This window comes from Blastococcus xanthinilyticus, assembly GCF_008124835.1.
In the GTDB taxonomy this organism is placed as follows: domain Bacteria; phylum Actinomycetota; class Actinomycetes; order Mycobacteriales; family Geodermatophilaceae; genus Blastococcus; species Blastococcus xanthinilyticus.
Genome location: NZ_VNHW01000016.1, coordinates 30643 through 55681, shown reverse-complemented (window position 1 = coordinate 55681; position 25039 = coordinate 30643). Strand labels below are relative to the sequence as shown.

Sequence of the window (25039 nt, the reverse complement as noted above, 5' to 3'; positions counted from 1 at the left end):
TCCTTGCAGGGGCTGGTACACCCTGGGTTCCCCCGATCGGGCGACACCGCACCGGCCTGGCCGCACTGCCATCCAACCGTCATGTGCCCTGGTGGCGGCGGTGCCGGATCAGCCGCGCAGGCGCAGCCCCCGGGGCGTGGCGGCGAACCCGGCCGCCTGCAGGGCCTGGGACAGCGGGGTCGACTCGTGCACCGAGGCGCCGTCGGCCTTCTGGACCACCATCCGGCCGAGCGCGCCGGCCGACACCGCACCGGACAGCGCCGTCGCCGCCTCCTTGAGCAGCTGCTCGTCCTCGGTCCAGGACAGCAGCGTCTTGCCCCCGCGCTCGACGTAGAGGACCAGGTCGCCGTCGACGAGGACGATCAGGGCGCCGGCCTTGCGCCCGGCCCGGTGCCCGGCCGCCTTGCGGCTGCCGGTGCCCTCGCCCAGGTCGACGGCGTCGCCGTCGACCAGCACGGTGCGCTCCGGCCACGGGAGGGCGGCGCCGTACACGTTGGCCGGGTCGGTGGCCGCCAGGACGACCGCCCCGGCCGGCGCCCGGTCGGGGGAGGCGAAGCTGCGCAGCCGGTCGACCGATCCCGGGGTGCCGAACTGCGCCGCCCCGAGGGTCTCGACGAAGTAGCCCCGGCGCGCCCGGCCGTTGTCCTCGAACGCCCGGAGCACGGGGTACACCGCGGAGAACCCACCGGGTACCTGCTCGGCCATCACCGCCCCGCGGGTGAGCACCCCGTGCCGTTCCAGCAGCGCCTCGGCCCGGGCGGTGCCGCGCCGGGTGGCGTTGGCCTCCCGGGCGGGCAGCCGGGACCAGCGGCCGGCGACCGTGGGCGGGCCGGTGCGGGTGGGCAGGGCTGGGCGGCCGAGCCGGCCGCGACCGGCACGGGACCGGTCCAGCCGGACGCGCGGCGCGGCCGCGGGACGCCGGTGGGTGCCCCTGCCGCCCAGCCGGGTGCGCAGGGGGGCCAGCGTGTCGTTGGTGAGCGCCCCCGCCCACACGAGATCCCACACGAGGTCGGCGAGCACGGTGTCGTCGGTGGCCCCCAGGCTGTCGGAGAGGCCGCGGAAGAACATCGCCTGACCGCCGGCGAGCAGGTCGAGCAGCGGCTGCCCCTCGTCGGCGAGCTCCAGCTGCTCGGGCAGCAGCAGAGGCGCCAGGTCGGCCGGGACGAGGCTGATCCAGCCGTCCCCACCCGGCAGACCGCCGGCGCCGGCCCACAGCACCTCGCCGGCGCTGGTCAGCTCGTCGAGCATCGCCGGGGAGTAGTCGCGCACCCGGGCCGGCAGGACCAGCGACTCCAGCGCGCTCGCGGGAACCAGGGCGCCGGCCAGCTGCTCCACCACCGCGAGCACGCCGTCGGCCCCCCGCAGCCGGCTGCCGACCGACTGCCAGGACGGCGTGAACCGGGCGAGCGTCCCGATGGGCACCGGCTCGACCTCCTGGCGCAGCCTGGCCAGGCTCCGGCGGCGGATGGAGCGCAGCACGTCGGCGTCGCACCACTCCTGGCCGCTGCCGCCGGGGCGGAACTCGCCGCTGACCAGCCGGCCGGTGCCGGTGAGCCGTTGGACGGTCGCGGTCACCACCGCGACGCCCAGCCCCAGCCGGGTGGCCACCTCGGCGGGCTGGAACGGGCCGTGGGTGCGGGCGTAGCGGCCGATCAGGTCGCCCAGCGGGTCGGCGACCGGCTCGGTGAACACCTCCGGGACGCCCACCGGCAAGGCGGTGCCGAGGGCGTCGCGCAGCCGGCCGGCGTCCTCGATCGCGACGTAGCGCTCCTCGCCGGCGACGCGCACCAGCAGCGCGCGGCGGGCCGCGACCAGCTCGTCCAGCCACTCCTGGGGCACGCCGCGGCGCGCCGCCTCGGCGGCGGTGAGGTCGCCGACCACGCGAAGCAGGTCACCGCCGCCGTCGACGTCCCGCGGGTGCCGCTGCGCGGGCAGCCGCTGCAGCTCCGCCTCGATCTCGGCCATCGCCTCGGCGTCGAGCAGCTCGCGCAGCTCGGAGCGGCCCAGCAGCTCGGCGAGCAGGCCGGTGTCCAGCGCGAGCGCCTGCGCCCGCCGCTCGGCCAGCGGGGCGTCGCCCTCGTAGAGGAACTGGCCGACGTAGCCGAACAGCAGCGACTGGGCGAACGGCGACGCCGTCTCGGTCTGGACGTCGGCCACGCGCACCCGGCGCGCCCGCACGTCGCGCATCAGCTCGATGAGCCCCGGCACGTCGTAGACGTCCTGCAGGACCTCCCGGGCCGCTTCCAGCGTGATCGGGAAGGAGGCGAACTCGCTGGCGACCGAGAGCAGCTGGGCCGCCCGCTGCCGCTGCTGCCACAGCGGCGTGCGGCGGCGCGGATCGCGCCGGGGGAGCAGCAGCGCCCGGGCGGCGCACTCGCGGAAGCGGCTGGCGAACAGCGCGGAGCCGCCGACCTCCGCGGTCACCTCGCGTTCGACGTCGTCGGGGTCCAGGACGGCGAGGTCGGCCTCGGGCGGCTCCCCGGTGGTCTCCGGGAGCCGGAGCACGATGCCGTCGTCGGAGTGCATGGCCGAGACGTCGACGCCGTAGCGCTCGCGCAGCCGGGCGGCGAGGACCAGCGCCCACGGCGCGTTCACCTGCGCGCCGAAGGGGGAGTGCACGACCAGCCGCCAGTCGCCCAGCTCGTCGCGGAACCGCTCGACCAGCAGCGTGCGGTCGTCGGGCAGGTGGCCGGTGGCCGCCTTCTGCTCGGCGAGGTAGGCGGCCAGGTTGGCCGCGCCCCACTCGTCCAGCCCGGCGGCGCGGGCCCGTTCCAGACCGGCCTCGGGCGTGGCGGAGCCGACCTCGCGGAGGAACGCCCCGAGCGCCCGGCCGAGCTCCAGCGGGCGGCCGGGTGCGTCCCCGTGCCAGAACGGCATCTTGCCCGCCTGACCCGGCGCCGGGGTCACGAGCACCCGGTCGTGGGTGATGTCCTCGATCCGCCACGACGACGAGCCGAGCAGGAAGACGTCGCCGACCCGCGACTCGTAGACCATCTCCTCGTCGAGCTCGCCGACGCGCTTGCCGCCGGTGCCCTCCCCGCCGCCGACGAGGAAGACGCCGAACAGGCCGCGGTCGGGGATCGTGCCGCCGCTGGTGACCGCCAGCCGTTGGGCGCCGGCCCGGGCGGTGAGGGTGTCGGTGACCCGGTCCCAGGTCAGCCGTGGGCGCAGCTCGGCGAAGGCGTCGGAGGGGTAGCGGCCGGCCAGCATGTCCAGGACGGCGTGCAGTGCCGACTCCGGCAGGGAGGAGAACGCCGCCGAGCGGCGGACCAGCGCCCCCACCTCGTCGACGGTGCGCGGCCGCTCGGAGACGATGGCGACGATCTGCTGGGCTAGCACGTCGAGCGGGTTGCGCAGGTAGCGGATCGACTCGATGGCGCCGGCCTTCATCCGCTCGGCCACCAGGGCGCACTGCACCAGGTCGCCGCGGTACTTCGGGAACAGCACCCCGCGGCTGACCGCGCCGACCTGGTGGCCGGCCCGGCCGACCCGCTGCAGCCCGCTGGCGACCGTGGGCGGCGCCTCCACCTGGACGACGAGGTCGACCGCCCCCATGTCGATGCCCAGCTCCAGGCTGGAGGTGGCGACGACGGCGGGGAGCCGGCCGGACTTGAGGGCCTCCTCCACGACCGCCCGCTGCTCCCGCGAGACCGAGCCGTGGTGGGCGGCGGCCACCGGCTGGACGCCCTCGGGCACGCCACCGCCGGAGCCGGCCTGCGCCATGAGCGCGGCGGCGTTGGTGCCCGGCGGGACGGTCTCGCCGGTCGCCCGCTCGTAGGCCAGCTCGTTGAGCCGGCTGGTCAGCCGCTCGGCCAGCCGCCGGGAGTTGGCGAAGACGATCGTGCTGCGGTGCGCCTGCACGAGGTCGAGCACGCGCTCCTCGACCGCCGGCCAGATGGAGTTGCGCGGCTGGTTGCCCGCGGCGGAGCCGTCGAGCTCGCCGGTGGGCTGGCCGAGCTGGCTCATGTCCTCGATCGGGACGACGACGGAGAGGTCCCACTGCTTGGTCGACCCGGGGGAGACGACCTGCACCGGCCGCCCGCCGGCGAGGAAGGTGGCGACCTCCTCGATCGGCCGGACCGTGGCCGACAGGCCGATCCGCTGCGCCGGCCGCTCGAGCAGCTCGTCGAGCCGGTCGAGGGAGACGGCCAGGTGGGCGCCCCGCTTGGAGTCGGTGACCGCGTGCACCTCGTCGACGATCACCGTCTCGACCCCGCGCAGCGCCTCGCGGGCCTGGCTGGTGAGCAGGAGGAACAGCGACTCCGGCGTGGTGATGAGGATGTCGGGCGGGCGGCGGGCGAAGGTGCGCCGCTCGTCGGCCGGGGTGTCGCCGGAGCGGATGCCGACCTTGATCTCCGGCCGGGGGAGGCCCAGCCGGGCCGCCGCCTGGCCGATCCCGGTCAGCGGCGCCCGCAGGTTCCGCTCGACGTCGTCGGCGAGCGCCTTGAGCGGGGAGACGTAGAGGACCCGGCACCGCGTGCGCTCGTCGGCCGGTGGTGTGGCCGCCAGGCGGTCCAGCGACCACAGGAAGGCGGCGAGCGTCTTCCCCGACCCGGTCGGAGCCACGACCAGCGCGTGCTCGCCGCTGCTGATGGCCTGCCAGGCGCCGTCCTGCGCGGCGGTCGGCCGCTCGAAGGCGCCGGTGAACCAGGCGCGGGTGGGCTCGCTGAACCGGGCCAGCGCGCCCGTGCTCCCGGAACTGTCGGCGGGAGGGCGGTCGGGCACGACGACAGTGTCCCCGCCGTGTACGACACTTCGCTGGCCGACGTCGGCGCCGGCCACGGGAACCACTCGCACGGGACGGGAGCGCACGTGACTGCACTGGGACGGCCGGTCGCGCCGGCCGACGCGGAACGGGTGCAGCGTCGCACGGTCGCGGTGCTGGGCGGGGGCGTCGCGCTCGCCGGGCTGGGCGTGACCGTCGGCATCACCGCCGGGGGACTGCTGGCCCGCGACGTCGCGGGCACCGACAGCGCCGCCGGACTGGGCCAGACCGCCGGTGTGCTGGGCGCCGCCGTGCTCGCGGTGCCGCTGGCCCGCATCAGCGACGCGGCGGGTCGGCGCGCCGGGCTGGCCACCGGGTACGCCATCAGCGTCGCGGGGGCGGTGCTCACCGTCCTGGCCGCCGCGGCCTCCTCCCTCCTGCTGCTGCTCGTCGGCCTGTTCCTGTTCGGTGCGGCGACCGCCTGCGGCCTCCAGGCCCGCTACGCCGCCGCCGACCTCGCCACGCCCGAGCACCGGGGGCGGGCGCTGTCCCTCGTCGTCTGGGCCACCACGATCGGCTCCGTGGCCGGGCCCAACCTGGCTGCTCCGGGCGCCGAGCTCGGGGAGGCGCTCGGCCTGCCCCGCCTCGGCGGGGTCTTCGTCGTGTCGGCCGTGGTGTTCGCCGTCGTGGCCGCGTGGCTCGTCGCGCTCCTGCGCCCCGACCCGCTGCTCCTCGCCCGGCAGCTGAGCGGTGGGGGTGGTGGCGTGCGGCCCCGCCGGGCGACCGGCGCCGCGGTCCGCGCCGTCTGGGGGACCCCGGACGGGCGCTTGGGCCTCACCGCCGTCGTGGTGGCGCACGCGGTGATGGTCGGCGTCATGGTGATGACACCGGTCCACATGGGCCACGCCGGGGGCGAGGAGGGGGCGGTGCTGCGGCTGATCGGGGTGGTGATCAGCGTGCACGTCGCGGGCATGTACCTGTTCTCCCCGCTGGTCGGGATGCTCGCCGACCGGATCGGCGCCGCGGCCGTCGTCGCGCTCGGCGGGGTGCTGCTGCTGGCCGCGGCGGCGGTGGCCGGCACGGCGGGGCCCACCGACACGGGCCAGCTCACCCTCGGGCTGCTGCTGCTCGGTCTCGGCTGGTCCTGCGGGCTCATCGCCGGCTCGGCACTGGTGACGGCGTCCGTGGGGCCCGACCTGCGGCCCACCGCCCAGGGCGGCACCGACCTGCTGATGGGCCTGGGGGCCGCGCTCGCCGGGGTGGTCGGCGGGCCGCTGCTCGCCTGGGGCGGGTTCGGCCTGGTGTCCGGGGTGTCGGCGGCCCTGGTCGTGCCCCTGGCCGGAGTGTGGCTGTCGACGCGGCTCAGCGGCCGCGGCGGTTCCTGATCAGCAGCGCGATGGTGACGAGCAGCAGCAGGACGATGGCCACCTGACCGAGCGCGTCCAGCTCGGCGGAGCCGGTGCTGGGGATCACCCTGCCGAGTCTAGGAGCCGGCCGGGCGGAGCGGGGCCCCTGCTCGGGGACGGGAGCGGCCCGTCGGCGGCGCGCTAGCGTCGAGGGGTGCGACTGCAGGAGTTCTGGGCCCGGCTCGACGACCAGTTCGGCGCGATGCGTGCCCAGAGCGTGGCCCGTGACCACGTCTTCGCCGACCTCGGCGGCCGGACGGCGGCCGACGCCATCGAGGCGGGTGTGCCGGTGCGGAAGGTGTGGCTGGCCGTGTGCGAGGCCTACGACGTGCCCGCCAAGGAGCGCTGAGCCACAGCCTTTCGGGCGCGGCGTGTCGGCCTGGCGATCGAACACCTGTTCGGCCTAGTGTGGCTTCCACAGGGCGGCCGTTCCTCCACAGTCCGCCCGGAATCCGGAAACTGTCGGTGCCTCGCCCTAGCGTCGGTCCCGACCCGCTTCTCGCGAACCGAAGGTGACGCACCATGGCAGCAACGCTCGACCGCGACAAGGCCCTCGACATGGCCCTCGCCCAGATCGACAAGCAGTTCGGCAAGGGCTCGGTCATGCGGCTGGGCGACGAGCCCGCCCAGGCGATCAAGGTCATCCCGACCGGGTCGATCGCCCTCGACATCGCGCTGGGCATCGGCGGCCTGCCCCGCGGCCGGGTCGTCGAGGTCTACGGGCCGGAGTCCTCCGGTAAGACCACGGTCGCCCTGCACGCGGTGGCCAGCGCCCAGGCCAACGGCGGCATCGCCGCCTTCATCGACGCCGAGCACGCGCTCGACCCGGAGTACGCCCGCGCCATCGGCGTGGACACCGACGCGCTCCTGGTCAGCCAGCCCGACACCGGTGAGCAGGCGCTCGAGATCGCCGACATGCTGATCCGCTCCGGCGCGCTCGACATCATCGTCATCGACTCCGTGGCGGCCCTGGTGCCCCGCGCCGAGATCGAGGGCGAGATGGGTGACAGCCACGTGGGTCTGCAGGCCCGCCTGATGAGCCAGGCGCTGCGGAAGATCACCGGTGCGCTCAGCAACTCCGGCACGACGGCGATCTTCATCAACCAGCTGCGCGAGAAGGTGGGCGTCGTCTACGGCTCGCCGGAGGTCACCACCGGTGGTCGCGCGCTGAAGTTCTACTCGTCGGTCCGGCTGGACGTCCGCCGCATCGAGACCCTGAAGCAGGGCACCGACGCGATCGGCAGCCGCACCCGCATCAAGGTCGTCAAGAACAAGGTGGCGGCGCCGTTCAAGCAGGCCGAGCTCGACATCCTCTGGGGTCAGGGCTTCAGCCGGGAGGGCGGCATCGTCGACGCCGGCGTCGAGCAGGGCTTCGTGAAGAAGTCCGGCGCTTGGTACACCTACGAGGGCGACCAGCTCGGCCAGGGCAAGGAGAACGTCCGCAACTTCCTGCGGGACAACCCCGACCTGGCCGACGAGATCGAGAAGAAGGTCAAGGAGAAGCTCGGCATCGGCCCGAAGCTCGACGCGCCGGTGCCGGCGCCGGTTGACGCACCCGACTTCTGACCCGGTGCTGGACGACCGGCCGGCGAGCCGTCGGCGCGGCGCGGGCAGTGCCCGCGCCGGCCGGCGGTCGCGGGCGCCGGGGCGCGACGATCCCCTGACCCCGGACGTCGCCCCCGGTTCCCCGGAGGACGATGCGGGCGATCACGAGCAGGTCGCCCGGAACATCTGCCTGCGCGCGCTGACCGGCGCCCCCAAGACCCGCCAGCAGCTCGCCGACCTGCTGGCGAAGCGCGAGGTGCCCGACGATGCGGCCGAGGCCGTGCTCGACCGGTTCACCGAGGTCGGGCTGATCGACGACGCGGCCTTCGCCCGTGCCTGGGTGAGCAGCCGTCAGTCCGGCCGCGGGCTGGCGCGCCGGGCGCTGTCCGCGGAGCTGCGTGCCAAGGGCGTGGACCCGGAGACGGCGGCCGAGGCGGTGGAGGTCGTCGACGACGACGACGAGCGGAAGGCCGCCCGGCGGCTGGTGGAACGCCGGGCCGCGAGCATGCGCCGGCTGGACCGCCAGACGGCGACCCGGCGGCTGATCGGCATGCTGGCGCGCAAGGGCTACGGCGGGGGACTGGCCGCGGCCGTGGTCCGGGAGGTCCTGGACGAGGCAGACCTCGCCGGCGACGCCGACGACGTCCCGGAGTTGCCGGAGTTGGACGAGGAGAGCGCGCTTCCCTGAGGGAGTGAGCGGGCGCCCGCTCAGGCGGGATGCCCGGACGCGCAGGCACAGGCAGGCCCGGGAACGGACCGGCCCCCGCCCGTGTCGCTGTGGTCAGCCGGTGGCGAGCCAGGCCGTCACATCGACCGCGAGCCCGTCGGGCGCCTCGGGGTCGGGCAGCAGCCAGGCGGGGTCGCGGAGCTGGCCCTCGGCGAGCCAGCGGGCGATGTCGGCGTCGAGGCCGTCCCCCGCGGTGCCCCCGGGGCGACGCCGCTCGCCGACGAACGTCAGGTCGGACTCGGTGCCGTCCGCGTAGCGGAGCACCACCCGGCAGCGCGAGCGCCGGTGCCGGGCGGGAGGCACGACCTCCCGCACGACGGCGCTCTCCGCGCCGGCGGCGGCCGCGAAGTGCCGGCCGTATGCGCGGAGCCGGGCGACGAACTGCTGACCGGCGTCGATCCCGGCGTCGACGTCCGCAAGGGCCGGGGCGGCGGTCTGGGAGGCCGGCGGGATCGCGTCGGCAGGGGGCCGGGGGACCGGGGGCAGGATGCGGCGCCCCGCCGTGTGCATCGTCTCCATCGTGCCGACCAGTCTCGCGACCGTGCCCTACCGCAGTCGTGCGGCGCGCCCGGCTGGGACGAGTGGGTCAGAGGTGAACGGCCTGGTCAGACCAGCGGAGCGGCGTGCAGATCGTTCAGGCGCCGTCGCGGACCGGCACCAGGTCGTCCCCGCCGGTGGCCTTCGCCGTCGATCCACGCGCCTGGCGGGCCTGCACCCACTGGGCCAGCCGGCCGAGCGTGTAGTTGATCGCGATGTAGAGCAGGGCGACGACCGTGAACGTCTGGATCGGGTTGTCCAGGTTCCGGATGATGCTCTCGCCCTGGCTCAGCAGTTCGTCGAAGTTGGCCACGAAGACCACGAGCGAGGTGTCCTTCAGCACGACCACCAGCTGGCTGATGATCGCCGGGAGCATGATGCGGAACGCCTGCGGCAGCAGGATGATGCGCATGGCCTGGCCGTTGGTGAGGCCGGTGGCCAGGGCGGCTTCCCGCTGCCCGCGGGGGAGGGAAGCGACCCCCGCGCGGACGACCTCCGCGAAGATGACCATGTTGTACGCCGTGAGGCCGATGATCAGGCCCCAGAAGACCTGGCCACCCGGCAATCCGCTCAGATCGACCCCCGCGTCGGGCAGCGCGCGGACGCACAGGTACACGAGGACGACGACCGGCAGGCCGCGGAAGACCTCGACGACGCCGATGAGCGGGATCCGGGCGTACCGGCCGAGCGACAGCCGGGCGACGGCGATCAGCGTGCCGATCACCACCGACAGCGTCATCGCGACGAGCGCGGCCTTGATGGTGTTGACGATGCCCTCGCCGATGACTCCCCAGACCAGTTCGAAGTTCTCGTTCCCCGGGTTGATCAGCGGTCCCCAGAGCTCCATGGAGAACTGGCCCTGGCCGGCGAGGCGCAGCACCACCAGGACGGCGACGGCGATCAGGACGAGGGCCCCGACGACCGTGCCGATCGCCGTCCGGCGACGGGCCTTCGGGCCCTGCGCGTCGAACAGCACGGTCTCCTGCTGGCTCATCGTGCGATCGCCACCTTCCGCTCGATGACCTGCAGGAGCGCCCCGGCCGGAAGGGTGATGAGCAGGAACCCGATCGCCACCCCGATGAAGATCGGCAGGGTCTCGTAGCCCCGGGCGCTGGTCAGCGTCTGCCCGGTGCTCCACAGGTCGCCGCCGACGCCGAAGGCACCGACGACGGCGGAGTTCTTGAACATCGCGATGATCACGCTGCCCAGCGGCGGCACCACCGTGCGCAGCGCCTGGGGCAGGACCACGAACCGCAGGCTCTGCGAGAAGTTGAGGCCGATCGAGCGGGCCGCCTCGGCCTGGCCGGCGGACACCGAGTTGATGCCGGACCGGATGGCCTCGCAGACGAATGCGGACGTGTAGAGGATCAGGCCCAGGACGCCGAAGAAGTAGAACGTCCGGTTGATGCCCAGCTCGGGCAGGCCGAAGGCGCAGAAGAACAGCACCACCGACAGCGGGGTGTTGCGGAAGGTCGACACCCAGAAGGTGCCGAAGGCGCGCAGCGGCGGGACGGGGGAGACCCGGAAGGCCGCGATCAGCGTGCCCAGCAGCAGCGAGCCGACCATGGCGACCACGATGATGCTCAGTGACGTCAGGAAGCCGTCGACGTACAGGTCGAGGTTCTCGATGACCGGGCTCACATACCCCCCTCAGTGCCAGCGGTGACGGTGCGGCGGTTCAGCCGTCAGCGACCGGCCGGCCATGCGGGCCGGCCGGTCGCCGTCGAACAGGACGATCAGACGCACTCGGCGGGCTCGGGGAGCTCCGGCGTCTGCGTGCCCTCGATCTGACCCGCGGTGGCCTCCCAGGCGGCGACGTAGGCCTCCTCGTTGGCGGCGAGGGTCTCGTTGATGAACTCGCAGAAGGCGACGTCGCCCTTCTCGATCCCGATGCCGTAGGGCTCCTCGGTGAACTGCTCGCCGACGAGCTTGAACTCACCGTCGGACTCGGACACGAAGCCCAGCAGGATCACGTTGTCGGTCGTGACGGCGTCCACCTGGCCGTTCGACAGGGAGTCGGCGCACTGCGAGTACTCGTCGAAGAGCACCAGCTGGTCGGCCTCGTTGGCCAGGTACTGCTTGATCTGCTCCGCCGGCGTGGAGCCGGTGACCGAGCAGACCTTGAGCTCCGGGTTCTCGGTGAACGACTCCGGGCCGGTGATCTCGTCGTTGTCGGCCGCGACCATGATCTGCTGGCCGGCTTCGTAGTACGGCCCGGCGAAGGTGATCCGCTCGGCTCGCTCGTCGTTGATCGTGTAGGTGGCGACGACCATGTCGACCTCGCCGTCCTCGATGACCTCCTCACGCACGGCGGAGGGGGTCTGCTCCCACTGGATGTCCTCCTCGGCGATGCCGAGCTCGGCGGCGATGATCTTCGCGATCTCGACGTCGAAGCCCTCGAGCTCGCCGTCCAGGGTCTCCAGGCCGAAGCCCGGCTGGTCGTACTTGGTGCCGATCGTGATCGAGCCGGCCTCGGCCAGCTCGGCCATCGTCGTTCCCTCCTCGAACTCGGGGGCGTCGGCGACGGGCACGTCGGTGGCGGTCTCCTCGGAGTCGCCGCCGCAGGCGGCAGCGGTGAGGGCGACGACGGACAGGGTCGCCACCAGGGCGCTACGACGGAAGTTCATGGCTGGGGTCCTCTCGCTGGACGGTCTCGGTCAGTGGGTGAGGATCTTGGACAGGAAGTCCTTGGCGCGGTCGGACCGCGGGTTGGTGAAGAAGGTCTCGGGCTCGGCCGACTCGACGATCCGGCCGCCGTCCATGAAGACGACGCGGTTGGCCGCCCGGCGGGCGAAGCCCATCTCGTGTGTGACGACGACCATCGTCATGCCGTCCTTCGCCAGGCCGACCATGACGTCGAGGACCTCGTTGATCATCTCGGGGTCGAGCGCCGAGGTCGGCTCGTCGAAGAGCATGACCTTCGGCTCCATGGCCAGCGCCCGGGCGATCGCCACGCGCTGCTGCTGACCGCCGGAGAGCTGGGCGGGGTACTTTTCGGCCTGGGCGCTGACCCCGACCCGGTCGAGCAGCTCGCGGGCCCGCTTCTCGGCGTCGGACTTGGACTTCTTGCGCACCTTGGTCGGCCCGAGGGTGACGTTCTCGAGGATCGTCTTGTGCGCGAAGAGGTTGAAGCTCTGGAACACCATGCCGACGTCGGCGCGCAGCCGGGCGAGCTCCTTGCCCTCCTCGGGCAGGCGCTCGCCGTCGATGGTGATCTCGCCCTTCTCGATCGGCTCGAGCCGGTTGATCGCGCGGCACAGCGTCGACTTCCCCGAGCCCGACGGACCGATGACGACGAGGACCTCGCCGGCGGCGATGTCCAGGTCGATGTCCTGCAGGACGTGCAGCTCGCCGAACCACTTGTTGACGCCGGACAGGCGGACGAGGGGCTCTCCGTTCGAACGGCTGGTCATCTTGGGGACCCTAAGGGCGGAAGGTCGCGGATCCCGCACCGTGGGATCACGAAGGCGTAACGAAGCCGCCGCCCGTCACTCGCTGGGGTGCGACCGGGAGCACGTCGCCGGGCCGGCAGTGCAGCAGGACCCATCCCGGCCTCACCCGGTTCCGGCGACGAGCCGGAGGCCGTCCGTCGCGCCGTACCCTCCATGGCGAGATGAGCAGCGCTACCGAGAGCCCCGCCCGCACCTACCGGGTGCGCACGTACGGGTGCCAGATGAACGTGCACGACTCCGAGCGGCTGTCCGGCCTCCTGGAGGAGGCCGGCTACACCGCCGCGGCCGGGGACGACGACGCCGACGTCGTCGTCCTCAACACCTGCGCGGTCCGGGAGAACGCCGACAACCGGCTCTACGGCAACCTCGGCCACCTGCGCCCGGTCAAGGACGCCCACCCCGGCATGCAGATCGCCGTGGGCGGCTGCCTGGCGCAGAAGGACCGGGGGGAGATCGTCCGCCGGGCCCCGTGGGTCGACGTCGTCTTCGGCACGCACAACGTCGGGTCGCTGCCGGCGCTGCTCGAGCGCGCCCGGCACAACGCCGAGGCGCAGGTGGAGATCGCCGAGGCCCTCGAGGTCTTCCCCTCGACGCTGCCGGCCAAGCGGGACTCCGCCTACTCCGGCTGGGTGTCGATCAGCGTGGGGTGCAACAACACCTGCACGTTCTGCATCGTCCCGGCGCTGCGCGGCAAGGAGAAGGACCGCCGCCCGGGCGAGATCCTGGCCGAGGTGCAGGCACTGGTCGACCAGGGCGTGCTCGAGGTGACCCTGCTCGGGCAGAACGTGAACGCCTACGGCGTGGAGTTCCGCGACCGGGGTGCGTTCGCCGATCTGCTGCGGGCGGCCGGCCGGATCGACGGGCTGGAGCGGATCCGGTTCACCAGCCCGCACCCGCGGGAGTTCACCGACGACGTCATCGAGGCCATGGCCGAGACGCCGGCGGTGTGCCACCAGCTGCACATGCCGCTGCAGAGCGGGTCCGACGACGTGCTCCGCCGGATGCGCCGCGGCTACCGGCAGGACCGCTACCTCGGCATCATCGACCGGGTCCGGGCGGCGATGCCCGACGCGGCGATCACCACCGACATCATCGTCGGCTTCCCCGGCGAGACCGAGGAGGACTTCGAGCAGACCCTCGAGGTCGTCCGCCGGGCCCGCTTCGCCAGCGCCTTCACCTTCCAGTACTCCAAGCGGCCGGGGACGCCGGCGGCGGAGATGGACGGCCAGCTGCCCAAGGCCGTCGTCCAGGAGCGGTACCTGCGGCTGACCGCGCTGCAGGATCAGATCAGCTGGGACGAGAACCGGAAGCTCATCGGGCAGCTGGTCGAGCTGCTCGTCGCGTCGGGGGAGGGCAGCAAGGACGCCGCGCGCGGCCGGCTCTCCGGCCGCGGCCGCGACGGCCGGCTCGTGCACTTCACGGCTGCCGAGGGCATCCGGCCCGGCGACGTCGTCGAGACGGTGATCACCGAGGCCGCACCGCACCACCTGGTCGCCGACGGCGTGCTGCTGTCGCACCGGCGGACCCGGGCCGGTGACGCGTCGGAGGCCGGCACCCGGCCGACGACCCCCGGCGTCTCGCTCGGGATGCCGCAGGTCGGCGTCCCCGCGCCGCTGCCGGTCCTCGCCTCCGGCTGCTGAACGACGAAGGGCCCGTCCGGATCGGACGGGCCCTTCGCTGCTCGTGGCGCTAGCGCCGCGCGGACTTCTCCGCCTCGGCCAGCCATTCGCGGCGCGTGGCCAGGTTCGCCTGCGCTTCGTCGATCCGCCGCTCGTCGTCGGCGGCCTCGGCCTTGGCCAGCTGCTCCTCGGCCTTGGTGACGGCGGCCCGCATGGAGGCCACCATCGGGTTCTCCGGCGCGGTGCGCACGCGGCCGGCATCGGCGGCGCCGCGCACCTTCTGCTCGACGGCCTGCATGCGGTCCTCGAGCTGGCGCATGGCCCCGCGCGGCACGTGGCCGATGGCGTCGTAGCGCTCCTGGAGCTTGCGCAGCGCGTTCTGGGCGCCCCGGAGGTCCTTGGACGGGTCGAGCTGCTCCGCCTCGGCCAGCAGCTCCTCCTTGGCCTGCTGGTTGGCGACCTGCTCGGCGTCCCGGGCCTTGTCCTGCTCGGCGCGGGCGTTGAAGAAGACGTCCTGCGCGGCGCGGAACTCCTTCCACAGGTCGTCGTCGCCGTCCCGGCCGATGCGCGGGACCGCCTTCCAGCGGTCCATCAGGGAGCGCATCGCGGCGCTCGTCGGGCCCCACTCCGTGGAGGACGACAGCCGCTGCGCCTCCTTGATCAGCTCCTGCTTGGCGGCCCGGGCCTCGCCCCGCTGCGCGTCGAGCTGGGCGAAGTGGCTGCCCCGCCGGCGGCCGAACGCGTCCCGCGCGGCCGCGAAGCGGGACCACAGCGCCTCGTCGGTCTTGCGGTCGATGCCGCGGATGGTCTTCCACTCCTCGACGATCGCCTTGAGGCGGTCACCGGAGGCCTTCCAGGCGGTGGACTCCGCGGCGATCTGCTCCGCCTCGGCGGCCAGGGCCTCCTTGCGCGCGATCTGCGCGGCGCGGGCGGCGGCCTTCTCCGCCCGGGACTCCGCGGCCGCGGAGTCGGCGGTCGCCAGCATCGCGCGCGCCCGGGCGGCCAGCCCCTCGAGGTCGCCGACGGCTGCGGCCGTCGGGATGGAGTCGGCCAGCGCCTGCGCCTTGTTCTTGATCTCCGCCGGGTTGCCGGTGTGCGCGCGCAGCCGTGCCTCGAGCAGCGACACCTCGGTGGCGAGGTCGTCGTAGCGGCGGCCGTAGTGGGCCAGCCCGGCCTCGGCGTCACCGGCCTGCCACGAGCCGACCGCGCGCTCGCCGTCGGGAGTCCGCACGTAGACGGTGCCCTCGGCGTCGACCCGGCCCCACTGCGTGGGATCGCTGACGACGATCGCCGCCGGGGGAGCGGGCACCGGTGCCGGGGCGGCGGGTGCGGTCGGTGCGGCCGGCTCCGGCGCGGCGGGCTCCGGGGTGGCCGCCTCCGGTGCCGCGGGCTCCGAGGCAGCCGGTTCCGACGGGACCGCCTCCGGCGCGGTGGGCTCCGGGGTGGCCGCCTCCGGCGCGGTGGGCTCGGGGGCGGCCGGTTCCGGCGCCGGGCCCGTGGGGTCGGGGAGCGCCGCCTCCGCCGGGGTCGCCGCGGCCGGGGTGCCCGCCGCGGGGGTCACCGCGTCCGGGCCGCCACCGGGCTGCGCCGCCTCGGGGGCGGTCGTCTCGGGGGTCTCCGCAATCGGCGGAGCGTCCTGCTGCACCCCGTTGCCGGGGTTGTCCGTGCTCGACACGTCCGGCAGTGTCCCACGTCCCATCGGCGACACTGCTGGACGTGACCCTCGATCCCGGCGGCTCCGAGCCCCGGACCCCCCGTCCCTCCGCCGCGGTCGCGTTCTGCCCTTGCCCGCCCCTGCTGCTCCCCGCCGTGGAGGGCCGCTCCGCGCCGGAGACCCTCGCTCTGCGCTCGGCCTGCGCCGACGCGGTGGCCGCCCTGCTCACCGCGGCTCCGGAGGTGGTGATCGTCGTCGGTCCGGGCGCGGCGCCGGGGGAGCGGTTCGGTCCCGGGGACGGCGGGGACCTTCGGGGGTTCGGCGTCGACGTGGCCCTGCGGTTCGACGGCTGGCTGCGCCCGGGGGGCCGCCGGCTCCCGCTCGCCCACACCGTGGGTTCCTGGCTGCTGGACGAGGCCTCGTTCCCGGGCACCCGCCTGGGGGTGGGCCCGGACGACCTGGGGCAGCTGCTGCGCGACCTGCCGGCGCCCGTCGGCGTGCTGGCGATGGGCGACGGATCGGCCCGCCGGACGGTGAAGGCGCCGGGTTACCTGGACCCCGCCGCCGCTCCCTACGACGCCGCGGTCAGCGCCGCCCTCGCCGGCGGCGACGCCGCTGCGCTGGCCGGGCTGGACCAGGCCGAGGGCGCGCGGTTGCTGGCCGCCGGGGTGCCCACCTGGCGAGCGATCGGTGCGGCGTTCGCGGGGCGGCACGTGACCGCGCGGCTGCGGCACGACGCGGCCCCCTTCGGCGTCGGCTACCCGGTCGCGGACTGGGTGGTGGCGTGACGCCCCCGCCGGTCGTGGCCGTGGTCGGGCCGACGGCCACCGGGAAGACCGCGCTGGCCGTGGCGCTGGCCCGGCGGCTGGGCGGCGAGGTGGTCAACGCCGACTCCATGCAGCTCTACCGCGGCATGGACATCGGCACCGCCAAGCCCGACCTCGCCGAACGCGGCGGGGTGCCGCACCACCTCCTGGACCTGTGGGACGTCCGGCAGCCGGCGTCCGTCGCGGAGTACCGGCAGCGCGCTCGCGGGAAGATCGACCGGCTCCGCGCGGCAGGTGTGCTGCCGCTCCTGGTCGGCGGGTCCGGGCTGTACGTGCGGGCGGTCCTCGACGAGCTCGACTTCCCGGGCACCGACCCCGGGATCCGGGCCCGGCTGGAGGACGAGTTGGCCACCGCCGGCCCGGCGGCGCTGCACGCCCGGCTGGCCGGCCTCGACCCGGTGGCGGCCGCGGACGTGCTGCCCAGCAACGGACGGCGCATCGTGCGCGCGCTGGAGGTGATCGAGCTGACCGGCGGCCCGTTCCGGGCGCAGCTACCGGCGCCGGCGCCGCACTACCCCGCCGTCGTCGTGGGCCTGGACCGGGAGGCGGCCGAGCTCGACCGGCGGATCGCGCTGCGGGTCGACCGGATGTGGGCCGCCGGGTTCCCCGACGAGGTGGCGGCCCTGGCCGCCGCGGGGCTGCGCGAGGGGCCGACGGCGTCGCGGGCGCTGGGCTACGCCCAGGTGCTCGCCCAGTTCGACGGCACGCTGACCGCGGAGGAGGCGCGGGAGCGCACCGTCACCACCACCCGGCGGTTCGTCCGCCGGCAGCGGTCGTGGTTCCGCCGGGACGCCGCGACGACCTGGTTCGACGCCGCCCGCCCCGACCTGGTCGACGCCGTCGCCGCCGGGATCACCGCCCGTACGATCGAGGGGTGACCTCCTCGCCGCGCGTGCTGCTCGGGCACGGCACCGAGAACGACTTCGTGGTGCTGCCCGACCCCGACGGCCGGGTGTGGGACGGCGACCGGCTGGACGCGGCGACGGTCCGCCGGCTGTGCGACCGCCGCGCCGGCCTCGGTGGCGACGGCGTCCTCCGGCTGGTCCGCAGCGCGCACGTGCCCGACGCGCCGGCGGTGCTCGGCGACGACCTCGCCGCCTGCGAGTGGTTCATGGACCACCGCAACGCCGACGGCTCCTACGCGGAGATGTGCGGCAACGGCATCCGGCTCTTCCTCCACGCGCTGGTCGCCGAGGGGCTGCTGGACCGGGCCGCGTGCGCGGACGGCGTCCTCGTGGGGACGCGGGGCGGGCCCCGCCGGGTGGGCGCCGCCGCGGACGGGGGCTACTGGGTCGACATGGGGCCGGCCCGCGAGTTCGGCCGCGGCGCCGCCGAGCTGGGCGGCCGCAGCTTTCCCGGGCTCGCCGTCTCGATGGGGAATCCGCACCTGGCCTCCCTCACCGACGTCGACGTCGACTCCCTCGACCTCACCCGGGCCCCGGAGTTCGACGCCGGGCTGTTCCCCGACGGCGTCAACGTCGAGCTCGTCAACGTGCTGGCGCCGGGGGCGCACGTCCGGCTGCGGGTGTTCGAGCGCGGGGTGGGGGAGACGCGGAGCTGCGGCACCGGCGCCTGCGCGGCGGCGTACGCCGCGCTGCGGGCCGACGGGGCGACCGAGGGCACCGTCGTCGTCGACGTCCCCGGCGGCCGGCTGACGGTTCAGGTGACCACCGGGACGACGGTCCTCAGCGGTCCGGCGGTGCTGGTGGCCACGGGGTCCCTCTGCCCGGAGTGGCTCGCCGGCTGAGCTCCGCCCGGCGGCGGGATGCATCCGGCGGGGCAGAGCGTTGCACCGGACGATGACAACTCAGGTGCCTTCTGTGCAGGACCGTGCCACGCTGGACACGATGACGACCGCCCCCGACGCCCTGCCGTTCGACGAGCAGACCGGAAACGAGCCCCGCCCCGCGCCCGTCGGGCAGCGGGACGAGGAAGACCACACCACGGGCTCCTACGCCCTCGAGGCCCGCGGCGCCCTGCGCCGGGTGGCCGGGCTCTCCACCGAGCTCGCCGACGTCACCGAGGTCGAGTACCGGCAGCTGCGGCTCGAGCGGGTCGTCCTCGTCGGGATCTGGACCGAGGGCACCCAGGTCGATGCCGACCGCTCGCTCGCCGAGCTCGCCGCCCTCGCCGAGACCGCCGGTTCCGAGGTGCTGGAGGCGGTCAGCCAGCGGCGGGACAAGCCCGACGCCGCCACCTACGTGGGCTCGGGCAAGGCCGCCGAGATCCGCGACATCGTCGCCGCGACCGGCGCCGACACCGTCATCTGCGACGGTGAGCTCACCCCGGGCCAGCTCAACCAGTTGGAGAAGGTGCTGAAGGTCAAGGTCGTCGACCGGACGGCGCTGATCCTCGACATCTTCGCCCAGCACGCGACCAGCCGGGAGGGCAAGGCGCAGGTCGAGCTCGCGCAGATGCAGTACATGCTGCCCCGGCTGCGCGGCTGGGGTGAGTCGCTGTCCCGGCAGGCCGGTGGCCGCGTCGCCGGTGGTGGCGGCATCGGTACCCGTGGTCCCGGTGAGACGAAGATCGAGACCGACCGTCGGCGCATCCGGGCACGGGTGAGCAAGCTCCGCCGCGAGATCGCCGGCATGGCGACCGCGCGCGCCACCCAGCGGTCCAGCCGTGACCGGAACGCGACGCCGAGCGTGGCCATCGCCGGGTACACCAACGCCGGCAAGTCCAGCCTCCTCAACCAGCTCACCGGCGCCGGGGTGCTGGTGGAGAACGCGCTGTTCGCCACCCTCGACCCGACCGTGCGCCGGGCGCAGGGGCCGGACGGACGCGAGTTCACGCTCACCGACACGGTGGGCTTCGTGCGGCACCTGCCGCACCAGCTGGTGGACGCCTTCCGCTCGACGCTGGAGGAGGTCGCCGCGGCCGACCTGCTGCTGCACGTGGTCGACGGCTCCGACCCCGACCCGCTGGGCCAGATCAACGCCGTGCACATCGTCCTGCAGGAGATCGACGCCTCGGCGGTGCCCGAGGTCATCGTGGTGAACAAGGTCGACGCGATGGGCGAGGAGGACATCCTCGCCCTCCGCCAGGCGCTTCCGGGCGCGGTGTGGGTGTCGGCCCGGACCGGACACGGCATGGACCAGCTCCGCGCCCTCATCGCGGAGCGGTTGCCGCACCCGGACGTCGACGTCGAGGTGCTCGTGCCCTACGAGCGCGGTGACCTCGTCGCCCGCGTGCACCGGGACGGTGAGGTGCTCAGCGAAGAGCACGAGGGCGGTGGCACCCGGCTCTCCGCGCGGGTGGACGGCGGGCTCGCCGCGGCGCTCGAGGAGTTCGCGGTCCCGGTCGCCTGACCGGGTCCGGACCGCGCCGGTCCGATCACGGTTCGGTCACGGGCCGGTACGGTGACGGGGTGACGAGAGGTGCGGTGCGGGAAGCCGGTCGAGCCGGTTCCCCGCCCGTCGTCTCCGTCGGCCGCCCCCCGTGGTGGCTCCTCGTCGTGGCGGTGCTGGTCGGCGGCCTGATGACCGCCGACCTGCTCGCCCGCGGCCGGCTGGAGCGGATGGACCTGCGGGTCTCCGAGATCGTCAGCGACTGGGGCCTGCAGGAGTCACCGGCCTATCCGGTGGTCTGGCTGCTCACCCAGGTCGGTGGCCGGGTCACGATCCTGGCGGTGCTCGCCGGCCTGGTCGGCTACCTGCTCTGGCAGCGCGGCGCCTGGCTGCCCCTGGCGCGGGTGGTCCTCGCGGTCGCCGTGCTCACCGCCGGTGTCTACGCCATCAAGCACGGCATCGGGCGCACCGCGCCGGCTTTCCCCGGTTCCTACTTCTTCCACGCCGACGGCGCCTCGTTCCCCTCCGGGCACGTCGCCAACGCGGTGCTGATGTGGGGCGTGGCCCGCTGGCAGGCCGTCGAGTACGGGCTGCCCCCCGCGGCACAGCGCGCGTTCTGGTGGCTCAGCGTGGCCGGTCCGCTGGTGACCGGGGTGGCGATGGTGTCGCTGGACTTCCACTGGGTCACCGACGCGGTCGTCGGTGCGGCCGTCGGCATCGTCCTGTTGGGCGTGGTTCATGCACTGGACGCGGTCGTTCTGTCACGCTGGGTACGTGCCCCCGCCGGCCGCCCCCTCGTATAGCCGCGCCTGTGCGCGCCGGCTGCCTCTGGCGACGGCGCTGACCGCGGGGCTCGTCCTCGCCCCCGCTCTGCCGCATGCGGCCGCGGAGGAGCCGGCACCGACCGTCCGCTGCTCGATCACCGACCCGCGGCTGGCCGAGCTCTCCGGCCTGGTCGTCGTCGGCGACCAGATGCTCGCGCTGAACGACGGCGGCGAGCAGGTCACCGTGCTCGGGCTCGACGGCGACTGCACGGTGATCGACGTGCAGACCGCGCCGGTGGACCCCTACGACCCGGAGGACCTGGCCGTCGGTCCGGACGGCACCGTGTGGATCGCCGACACGGGGGACAACGGCGCCGACCGCGCGACGGTCGCGCTGCACGTGCTGCGGCCGGGAGGTGTTCCGTCCCTGTACCGGCTGACCTACCCCGACGGCCCGCACGACGCGGAGGCGCTGCTGATGGCGCCGGACGGGACGCCGTACGTGGTCACCAAGGAGGTCCTCGGCGCCAGCGGGGTCTACCGGCCCGCCGGCCCCCTGGTCGACGGCGGGACCGTGGCCCTGGAGCGGGTGGCCGCCGTGAACCTGACGCTCACCGGCACTCCGGGGGGCCCGGTCGGTCGGGCCGGTCAGCTCATGGTCACCGGCGGTGCGGTCGCCGCGGACGGCAGCGCGCTCGCGTTGCGCACCTACACCGATGCCTACGTGTGGCCCCTGGCCGGGTCGGACGTCGCCGGCGCGCTGGGCGGGGACCCCGTGCACATCCCCCTGCCGGAGTCGCCACAGGGCGAGGCGATCAGCTTCGCCGCCGACGGGAAGGCGCTCCTCGTGGCCAGCGAGGGGCTGCCCAGCGCGGTCACGGTGGTGCCGCTGCCTGCCGCGGCCGTCCCCGCGGTGGCGGCCGCCGAGCCCTCGGGCCCGCCGCTGCCCAGCTTCGCCGACCTGGCGCGGTCGGACCGCTCGCCCATCACGGCAGCCCTCATCGCCGCCGCGGTGGCGACCGTCGTGGTCTGGCTGGGCAGCCGGCTGCGCCGCCGGCCCTGACCGTCAGACCCGGCGCAACACCGAGACGACGCGCCCGAGGATCGTCGCCTCGTCACCCGGGATGGGGTCGTACGCCGGGTTGTGCGGCATCAGCCACACGTGCCCGTCGCGGCGCTTGTAGGTCTTGACCGTCGCCTCCCCGTCGATCATGGCGGCCACGATCTCGCCGTTCTCGGCGGTGGGCTGCTGGCGGACGACCACCCAGTCGCCGTCGCAGATGGCGGCCTCCACCATCGAGTCACCTGCGACCTTGAGCATGAAGACCGTGCCCTCGCCGACCAGCTCGCGGGGGAGCGGGAAGACGTCCTCCACCGCCTGCTCCGCGAGCACCGGACCACCGGCGGCGATCCGGCCGACGAGAGGCACGTAGGCGGGGGCGGGGACCTGCTCTCCGTCGCCCAGCACGGGTAGATCGGCGACCGGGGCCACGGTCCGCCCGGTGTCGCCCGGCAGGCGCACGTCGAGCGCCCGGGGCCGGTTGGGGTCGCGGCGCAGCCAGCCCTTCTTCTGCAGCACCGACAATTGGTGCGCCACGGAGGAGGCGGAGGAGAGCCCGACCGCCTCGCCGATCTCCCGCACCGAGGGTGGGTAGCCGCGGCGCTCGATGGAGTCGTGGATGACCTCGAGCACCCGGCGCTGCCGCTGCGTCAACCCGTCCCCGTCGGCGGTGCGATCGGGGAAGGTGCGCACGGAGGCCGAGCCGTCGGCCGTGTCCGTGGTGGTGCCCGCGGCCCGGCGTCGGCCCCCGGACGTCCCGCTCGAGTCCGTCACGTCTCCTCCTCGCGGCTGCTCGTGCGATGTCCTCGCGCGATGTCCCAGCCCTGGTCGTCGGAGGAACGGTAGCGCCGATCGCCGGTCAGTTCAAACACGTGTTCGAAGTTTTCCGTGTCGCGTCGCTTCTGTCGGTGGCGTGCGGTAGACATCGGACAGACGTTCGAATCGAACATGCGTTCGGGTCGGTGGGCACCGACCGGTGAGAGGTGGGTAGCGATGACCAGTGGTGTTGCGCTGACGAGCGGGGGAGTCCGGACGCCGGGTGCCGGTGACGTGCATCCGGCGCGCGAGCGGCACCTGCGGGTCCTGCCGCCCGTGCCGCGTGCCTACTCCGAGCAGCGGCCTCGGCGCGACGAGCCAGCAGGTCCGGTCCGGGTGCGTGCCGTCGCCGCGCCCGACCCCCGTGCGCCGGCAGGCGGCAGGGCGCCGCTGCGCCTGACCGCTCGCGGTCGTCGTCTCGTCGTGGTCCTGCTGCTCCTGCTCGCCCTCGGGGTGCTGGCGCTCGCCGACGCGGCGCTGGGCGGCGGCGACGGGGGGCTGCAGCTGATGGGCACGGCGAGCACGGTCGTGGAACCCGGGGACACGCTGTGGTCCATCGCGAGCGACGTGGCCGGAGCGCGGGACGTGCGCCAGGTCATCGACGAGATCCAGCTGCTCAACGGCCTGGGCGACGCGTCGATCGAGCCGGGCCAGGTGCTGCGACTGCCGTGACGCGACGCGCGGCGGGCTACGGATCGACCGAGTATCGCAAGAGGTGCACAAGCTCGCCTGCCGACTTCGTCAACCCTCAGTGCCTGCTCGTTCACACTGCGTGCGGCGCCGACGCATACGGTCGTCGTGTGTCCAGCGTCATGGAGAACCGAGCAGCCGTGTTCACCAGCCACCCCCAGCGCGTCGAGGTCTTCCGGGCCGGGGTCTGGCGGGCCGGAGAGCTGCTCGGCTGGCGCCATGACGAAGCCGGCGTCTGCCAGGTGTGGGTCCGCGTCGTCGCGGCCGGCGTGGAGGAGACCGGCTGGACCGACCTGGCGGCCCTGCGGCTGCCGGAGCGCCCCCCGGTTGCCGCGGCTGCTCCGGTGACCGCTGCCGTGGAGGAGACGCGCACGTGGGCCGCCGTGCAGGCTGCTCCGCATCGTGGCGTTCCGGGGCCGGACGTCGAGGCGACCGCCAGCCTTCCGCTCGTGCGCGACCACGTCGCTCAGGCCGGGGCTGCTCGTCCCGGCGGCCGCCGTCGCGCCCCCGAGGAGTCGGCGGGCCAGGCCGTGGCGGCCGCGCCCAGGCCGACGCAGGCGCCCGGGCGGCACCGCGCCCCGGCCTCGCCGGTCGACGCCGCGGCCGGCCGGCACCGCGCCGCGGACACCGGACTGATCCCGGTCGTCGCCGAGCCCGCCGCCGCAGCGGCGGTCGTGTCGCGCGAGGAGCCCCCGGCGACCGTCGTCCGGTCGGTCCCGACGGCCCGCGGACCGCTCAGCAGCGAGCCGTCCGCTCCGCGTGGGTGGAGCGCCCCGGCCGGGCTGGAGGGTGACCTGCTCACCCGGCCCATGCGCCTGAGCGACCAGATCCCGCAGTCCCGCCGTCCCCGGGTGGACGGCTCGCTCTCCCGCCCCTGAACGCCGCCATCCCTCGCCCCTCCCCGCTCGCCCCTCCTGGCCGATCGCACCGCGCCGCGGCGCCGGCACACGACCGTGTGCCGGCGCCGTCGCCGCGCGCCGTCACCCGCCGACCGTCGCCGCCCGGCGGTGGCTCTCGGCCTGCCCTCCCGCCGCCTCGTCGATGTGGTCTCCGCGACATCCCGGCGGGTCGGTGCGGCGTGTCGTGTGACGGGAGGGGTCCGGTGTTCCGCGTGCACACGGACGGGTCGGGGTGGAACACGCCGAGGAAACGATCACTTGCACATCTTGTGGAGCCCGTCCTAGGGTTCCCCTACATCTAGTAGTTACAGAGCTGTAAGCCCGTCCACAGGCCCGTCCTCAGGTTCTCCCCGGGGCATCCACCGGATGTCCCCAGGAAGGTCCACAAGGCGGTCGGTGGCGATCGGTCCAGGAGGAGGTGAACCCACCGTGCGGTGCCCGTTCTGCCACAACGCCGACAGCCGGGTCATCGACTCGCGCGAGGCCGACGAGGGCGCCACCACCCGGCGTCGGCGGTCCTGCCCCGCGTGCGGGCGGCGCTTCACCACCGTCGAGGAGGCGGTGCTCGCCGTCGTCAAGCGCAACGGCGTCAGCGAGCCGTTCAACCGGACCAAGGTCGTCGCCGGTGTCCGGCGGGCCTGCCAGGGCCGGCCGGTCGACGAGGACCAGCTCAAGCTCCTGGCCCAGCAGGTGGAGGACGCGATCCGCGCCAGCGGCGCGGCCGAGGTGCCCAGCCACGAGGTGGGCCTGGCCATCCTGCGCCCGCTGCGCGAGCTGGACGAGGTGGCCTACCTGCGCTTCGCCAGCGTGTACCGGGCCTTCACCTCCCTCGAGGACTTCGAGAAGGAGATCACCGAGCTGCGCGCCCGCCACCTCGCCGGCGGAACGCCCCCGCTGCCGGGCATGCAGCCCGATCCTCCGGTCCGCCGGCGGAGCGGGGGGAGGGGTCAGCCGAGCCCCGACCCCGCCGCCGCCGGCACCTGAGAACTGTCAGTGCCGACCGATAGACAGCAGTTCGAGCAGTTACCGATCGCGGCTCTTCCCCAGC

23 protein-coding genes are annotated in these 25039 nt (G+C 74.5%); 14 read left to right on the top strand and 9 right to left on the bottom strand.

The annotated features are described in order from the left end of the window. Positions 1-108: 108 nt before the first annotated feature. On the bottom strand, positions 109-4725 hold the full coding sequence (locus tag BD833_RS19585) for an ATP-dependent helicase (protein ID WP_208092779.1): 4617 nt from the start codon (positions 4723-4725) through the stop codon (positions 109-111). Positions 4726-4743: 18 nt separating this feature from the next. Here BD833_RS19585 and BD833_RS19580 point away from each other — a divergent pair, with 18 nt between their 5' ends. Beyond that, the gene (locus BD833_RS19580; protein ID WP_243737823.1) at positions 4744-6090 is read left to right on the top strand and encodes an MFS transporter; all 1347 of its coding nucleotides are present in this window, start codon (positions 4744-4746) and stop codon (positions 6088-6090) included. Here the strand turns inward: BD833_RS19580 and BD833_RS19575 are convergent. Next, a complete protein-coding gene (locus tag BD833_RS19575; RefSeq protein WP_166534831.1) occupies positions 6068-6178 on the bottom strand; it encodes an LPXTG cell wall anchor domain-containing protein in 111 nt (36 codons plus the stop codon). The two genes, BD833_RS19580 and BD833_RS19575, sit on opposite strands and share 23 nt — an antisense overlap. 87 nt (positions 6179-6265) lie before the next feature. On the opposite strand from BD833_RS19575, the gene BD833_RS19570 reads away from it, so the two are divergent. The 3 genes from BD833_RS19570 to BD833_RS19560 all read left to right on the top strand — a co-directional run bounded on the left by BD833_RS19570 (position 6266) and on the right by BD833_RS19560 (position 8344). Beyond that, positions 6266-6460 (top strand): DUF3046 domain-containing protein, encoded by a 195-nt coding sequence (locus tag BD833_RS19570; protein ID WP_166534830.1) that lies wholly within the window; start codon positions 6266-6268, stop codon positions 6458-6460. Positions 6461-6633: 173 nt separating this feature from the next. Continuing rightward, a complete protein-coding gene (gene recA, locus BD833_RS19565; RefSeq protein ID WP_166534829.1) occupies positions 6634-7677 on the top strand; it encodes a recombinase RecA in 1044 nt (347 codons plus the stop codon). Next, the gene (locus BD833_RS19560) at positions 7658-8344 is read left to right on the top strand and encodes a regulatory protein RecX (RefSeq protein ID WP_243737822.1); all 687 of its coding nucleotides are present in this window, start codon (positions 7658-7660) and stop codon (positions 8342-8344) included. The genes recA and BD833_RS19560 overlap by 20 nt, the downstream gene beginning before the upstream one ends. A gap of 93 nt (positions 8345-8437) precedes the next feature. Here the strand turns inward: BD833_RS19560 and BD833_RS19555 are convergent, their stop codons facing one another. From BD833_RS19555 to BD833_RS19535, 5 genes are all read right to left on the bottom strand, one after another. Further along, positions 8438-8902 (bottom strand): hypothetical protein, encoded by a 465-nt coding sequence (locus BD833_RS19555; RefSeq protein ID WP_243737821.1) that lies wholly within the window; start codon positions 8900-8902, stop codon positions 8438-8440. 115 nt (positions 8903-9017) lie between these two features. Beyond that, the gene (locus BD833_RS19550; protein WP_166534828.1) at positions 9018-9914 is read right to left on the bottom strand and encodes an amino acid ABC transporter permease; all 897 of its coding nucleotides are present in this window, start codon (positions 9912-9914) and stop codon (positions 9018-9020) included. Further along, positions 9911-10561 carry an amino acid ABC transporter permease gene (locus tag BD833_RS19545; RefSeq protein ID WP_166534827.1) on the bottom strand — a complete coding sequence of 217 codons (651 nt, stop codon included), beginning with the start codon at positions 10559-10561 and terminating at the stop codon, positions 9911-9913. The genes BD833_RS19550 and BD833_RS19545 overlap by 4 nt, the downstream gene beginning before the upstream one ends. Positions 10562-10656: 95 nt before the next feature. Further along, positions 10657-11547 (bottom strand): glutamate ABC transporter substrate-binding protein, encoded by an 891-nt coding sequence (locus tag BD833_RS19540; RefSeq protein ID WP_166534826.1) that lies wholly within the window; start codon positions 11545-11547, stop codon positions 10657-10659. Between the two features lie 30 nt (positions 11548-11577). Next, positions 11578-12333, bottom strand: a complete 756-nt coding sequence (locus BD833_RS19535; protein WP_166534825.1) for an amino acid ABC transporter ATP-binding protein — start codon at positions 12331-12333, stop codon at positions 11578-11580. 200 nt (positions 12334-12533) lie between these two features. Between BD833_RS19535 and miaB the strand changes: the two genes are divergently transcribed. Continuing rightward, a complete protein-coding gene (miaB, locus tag BD833_RS19530; protein WP_166534824.1) occupies positions 12534-14012 on the top strand; it encodes a tRNA (N6-isopentenyl adenosine(37)-C2)-methylthiotransferase MiaB in 1479 nt (492 codons plus the stop codon). Between the two features lie 49 nt (positions 14013-14061). On the opposite strand, the gene BD833_RS19525 is transcribed toward miaB, so the two are convergent. Next, the gene (locus BD833_RS19525) at positions 14062-15666 is read right to left on the bottom strand and encodes a DUF349 domain-containing protein (RefSeq protein ID WP_166534823.1); all 1605 of its coding nucleotides are present in this window, start codon (positions 15664-15666) and stop codon (positions 14062-14064) included. Between the two features lie 41 nt (positions 15667-15707). Between BD833_RS19525 and BD833_RS19520 the strand changes: the two genes are divergently transcribed. The 6 genes from BD833_RS19520 to BD833_RS19495 all read left to right on the top strand — a co-directional run bounded on the left by BD833_RS19520 (position 15708) and on the right by BD833_RS19495 (position 21589). Next, entirely contained in the window at positions 15708-16433 is a 726-nt protein-coding gene (locus tag BD833_RS19520; protein WP_166534822.1) for a class III extradiol ring-cleavage dioxygenase family protein, read from the top strand. Then, positions 16430-17350: a tRNA (adenosine(37)-N6)-dimethylallyltransferase MiaA gene (miaA, locus tag BD833_RS19515; protein ID WP_208092778.1), complete on the top strand. Its 921-nt coding sequence runs from the start codon at positions 16430-16432 to the stop codon at positions 17348-17350. The genes BD833_RS19520 and miaA overlap by 4 nt, the downstream gene beginning before the upstream one ends. After that, positions 17347-18219, top strand: a complete 873-nt coding sequence (dapF, locus tag BD833_RS19510; protein WP_166534821.1) for a diaminopimelate epimerase — start codon at positions 17347-17349, stop codon at positions 18217-18219. The genes miaA and dapF overlap by 4 nt, the downstream gene beginning before the upstream one ends. 100 nt (positions 18220-18319) lie before the next feature. Beyond that, positions 18320-19783, top strand: coding sequence for a GTPase HflX (gene hflX / locus BD833_RS19505; protein WP_208092777.1), 1464 nt, complete (start codon positions 18320-18322; stop codon positions 19781-19783). A 59-nt stretch (positions 19784-19842) separates the two neighbouring features. Continuing rightward, entirely contained in the window at positions 19843-20565 is a 723-nt protein-coding gene (locus tag BD833_RS19500; protein WP_243737820.1) for a phosphatase PAP2 family protein, read from the top strand. After that, the gene (locus BD833_RS19495) at positions 20537-21589 is read left to right on the top strand and encodes an NHL repeat-containing protein (RefSeq protein WP_243737819.1); all 1053 of its coding nucleotides are present in this window, start codon (positions 20537-20539) and stop codon (positions 21587-21589) included. The genes BD833_RS19500 and BD833_RS19495 overlap by 29 nt, the downstream gene beginning before the upstream one ends. Before the next feature lie 3 nt (positions 21590-21592). Here the strand turns inward: BD833_RS19495 and lexA are convergent, their stop codons facing one another. Further along, entirely contained in the window at positions 21593-22360 is a 768-nt protein-coding gene (gene lexA, locus BD833_RS19490) for a transcriptional repressor LexA (protein ID WP_166534819.1), read from the bottom strand. A gap of 465 nt (positions 22361-22825) precedes the next feature. Between lexA and BD833_RS22790 the strand changes: the two genes are divergently transcribed. The 3 genes from BD833_RS22790 to nrdR all read left to right on the top strand — a co-directional run bounded on the left by BD833_RS22790 (position 22826) and on the right by nrdR (position 24975). Beyond that, complete coding sequence (locus tag BD833_RS22790) at positions 22826-23074, top strand: LysM peptidoglycan-binding domain-containing protein (RefSeq protein WP_208092776.1); 249 nt, start codon at positions 22826-22828, stop codon at positions 23072-23074. Positions 23075-23202: 128 nt separating this feature from the next. Then, positions 23203-23970, top strand: a complete 768-nt coding sequence (locus tag BD833_RS19480; RefSeq protein WP_166534817.1) for a hypothetical protein — start codon at positions 23203-23205, stop codon at positions 23968-23970. A 450-nt stretch (positions 23971-24420) separates the two neighbouring features. Then, positions 24421-24975 (top strand): transcriptional regulator NrdR, encoded by a 555-nt coding sequence (gene nrdR, locus BD833_RS19475; protein WP_166534816.1) that lies wholly within the window; start codon positions 24421-24423, stop codon positions 24973-24975. Positions 24976-25039: the final 64 nt, after the last annotated feature.

Excerpts from the sequence above, each read along its gene's own strand:
- recA (WP_166534829.1), top strand. The coding sequence starts at position 6,634 with ATGGCAGCAACGCTCGACCGCGACAAGGCCCTCGACATGGCCCTCGCC.
- BD833_RS19535 (WP_166534825.1), bottom strand. The coding sequence starts at position 12,333 with ATGACCAGCCGTTCGAACGGAGAGCCCCTCGTCCGCCTGTCCGGCGTC.
- BD833_RS19555 (WP_243737821.1), bottom strand. The coding sequence starts at position 8,902 with ATGGAGACGATGCACACGGCGGGGCGCCGCATCCTGCCCCCGGTCCCC.
- BD833_RS19550 (WP_166534828.1), bottom strand. The coding sequence starts at position 9,914 with ATGAGCCAGCAGGAGACCGTGCTGTTCGACGCGCAGGGCCCGAAGGCC.
- BD833_RS19540 (WP_166534826.1), bottom strand. The coding sequence starts at position 11,547 with ATGAACTTCCGTCGTAGCGCCCTGGTGGCGACCCTGTCCGTCGTCGCC.
- miaB (WP_166534824.1), top strand. The coding sequence starts at position 12,534 with ATGAGCAGCGCTACCGAGAGCCCCGCCCGCACCTACCGGGTGCGCACG.
- hflX (WP_208092777.1), top strand. The coding sequence starts at position 18,320 with ATGACGACCGCCCCCGACGCCCTGCCGTTCGACGAGCAGACCGGAAAC.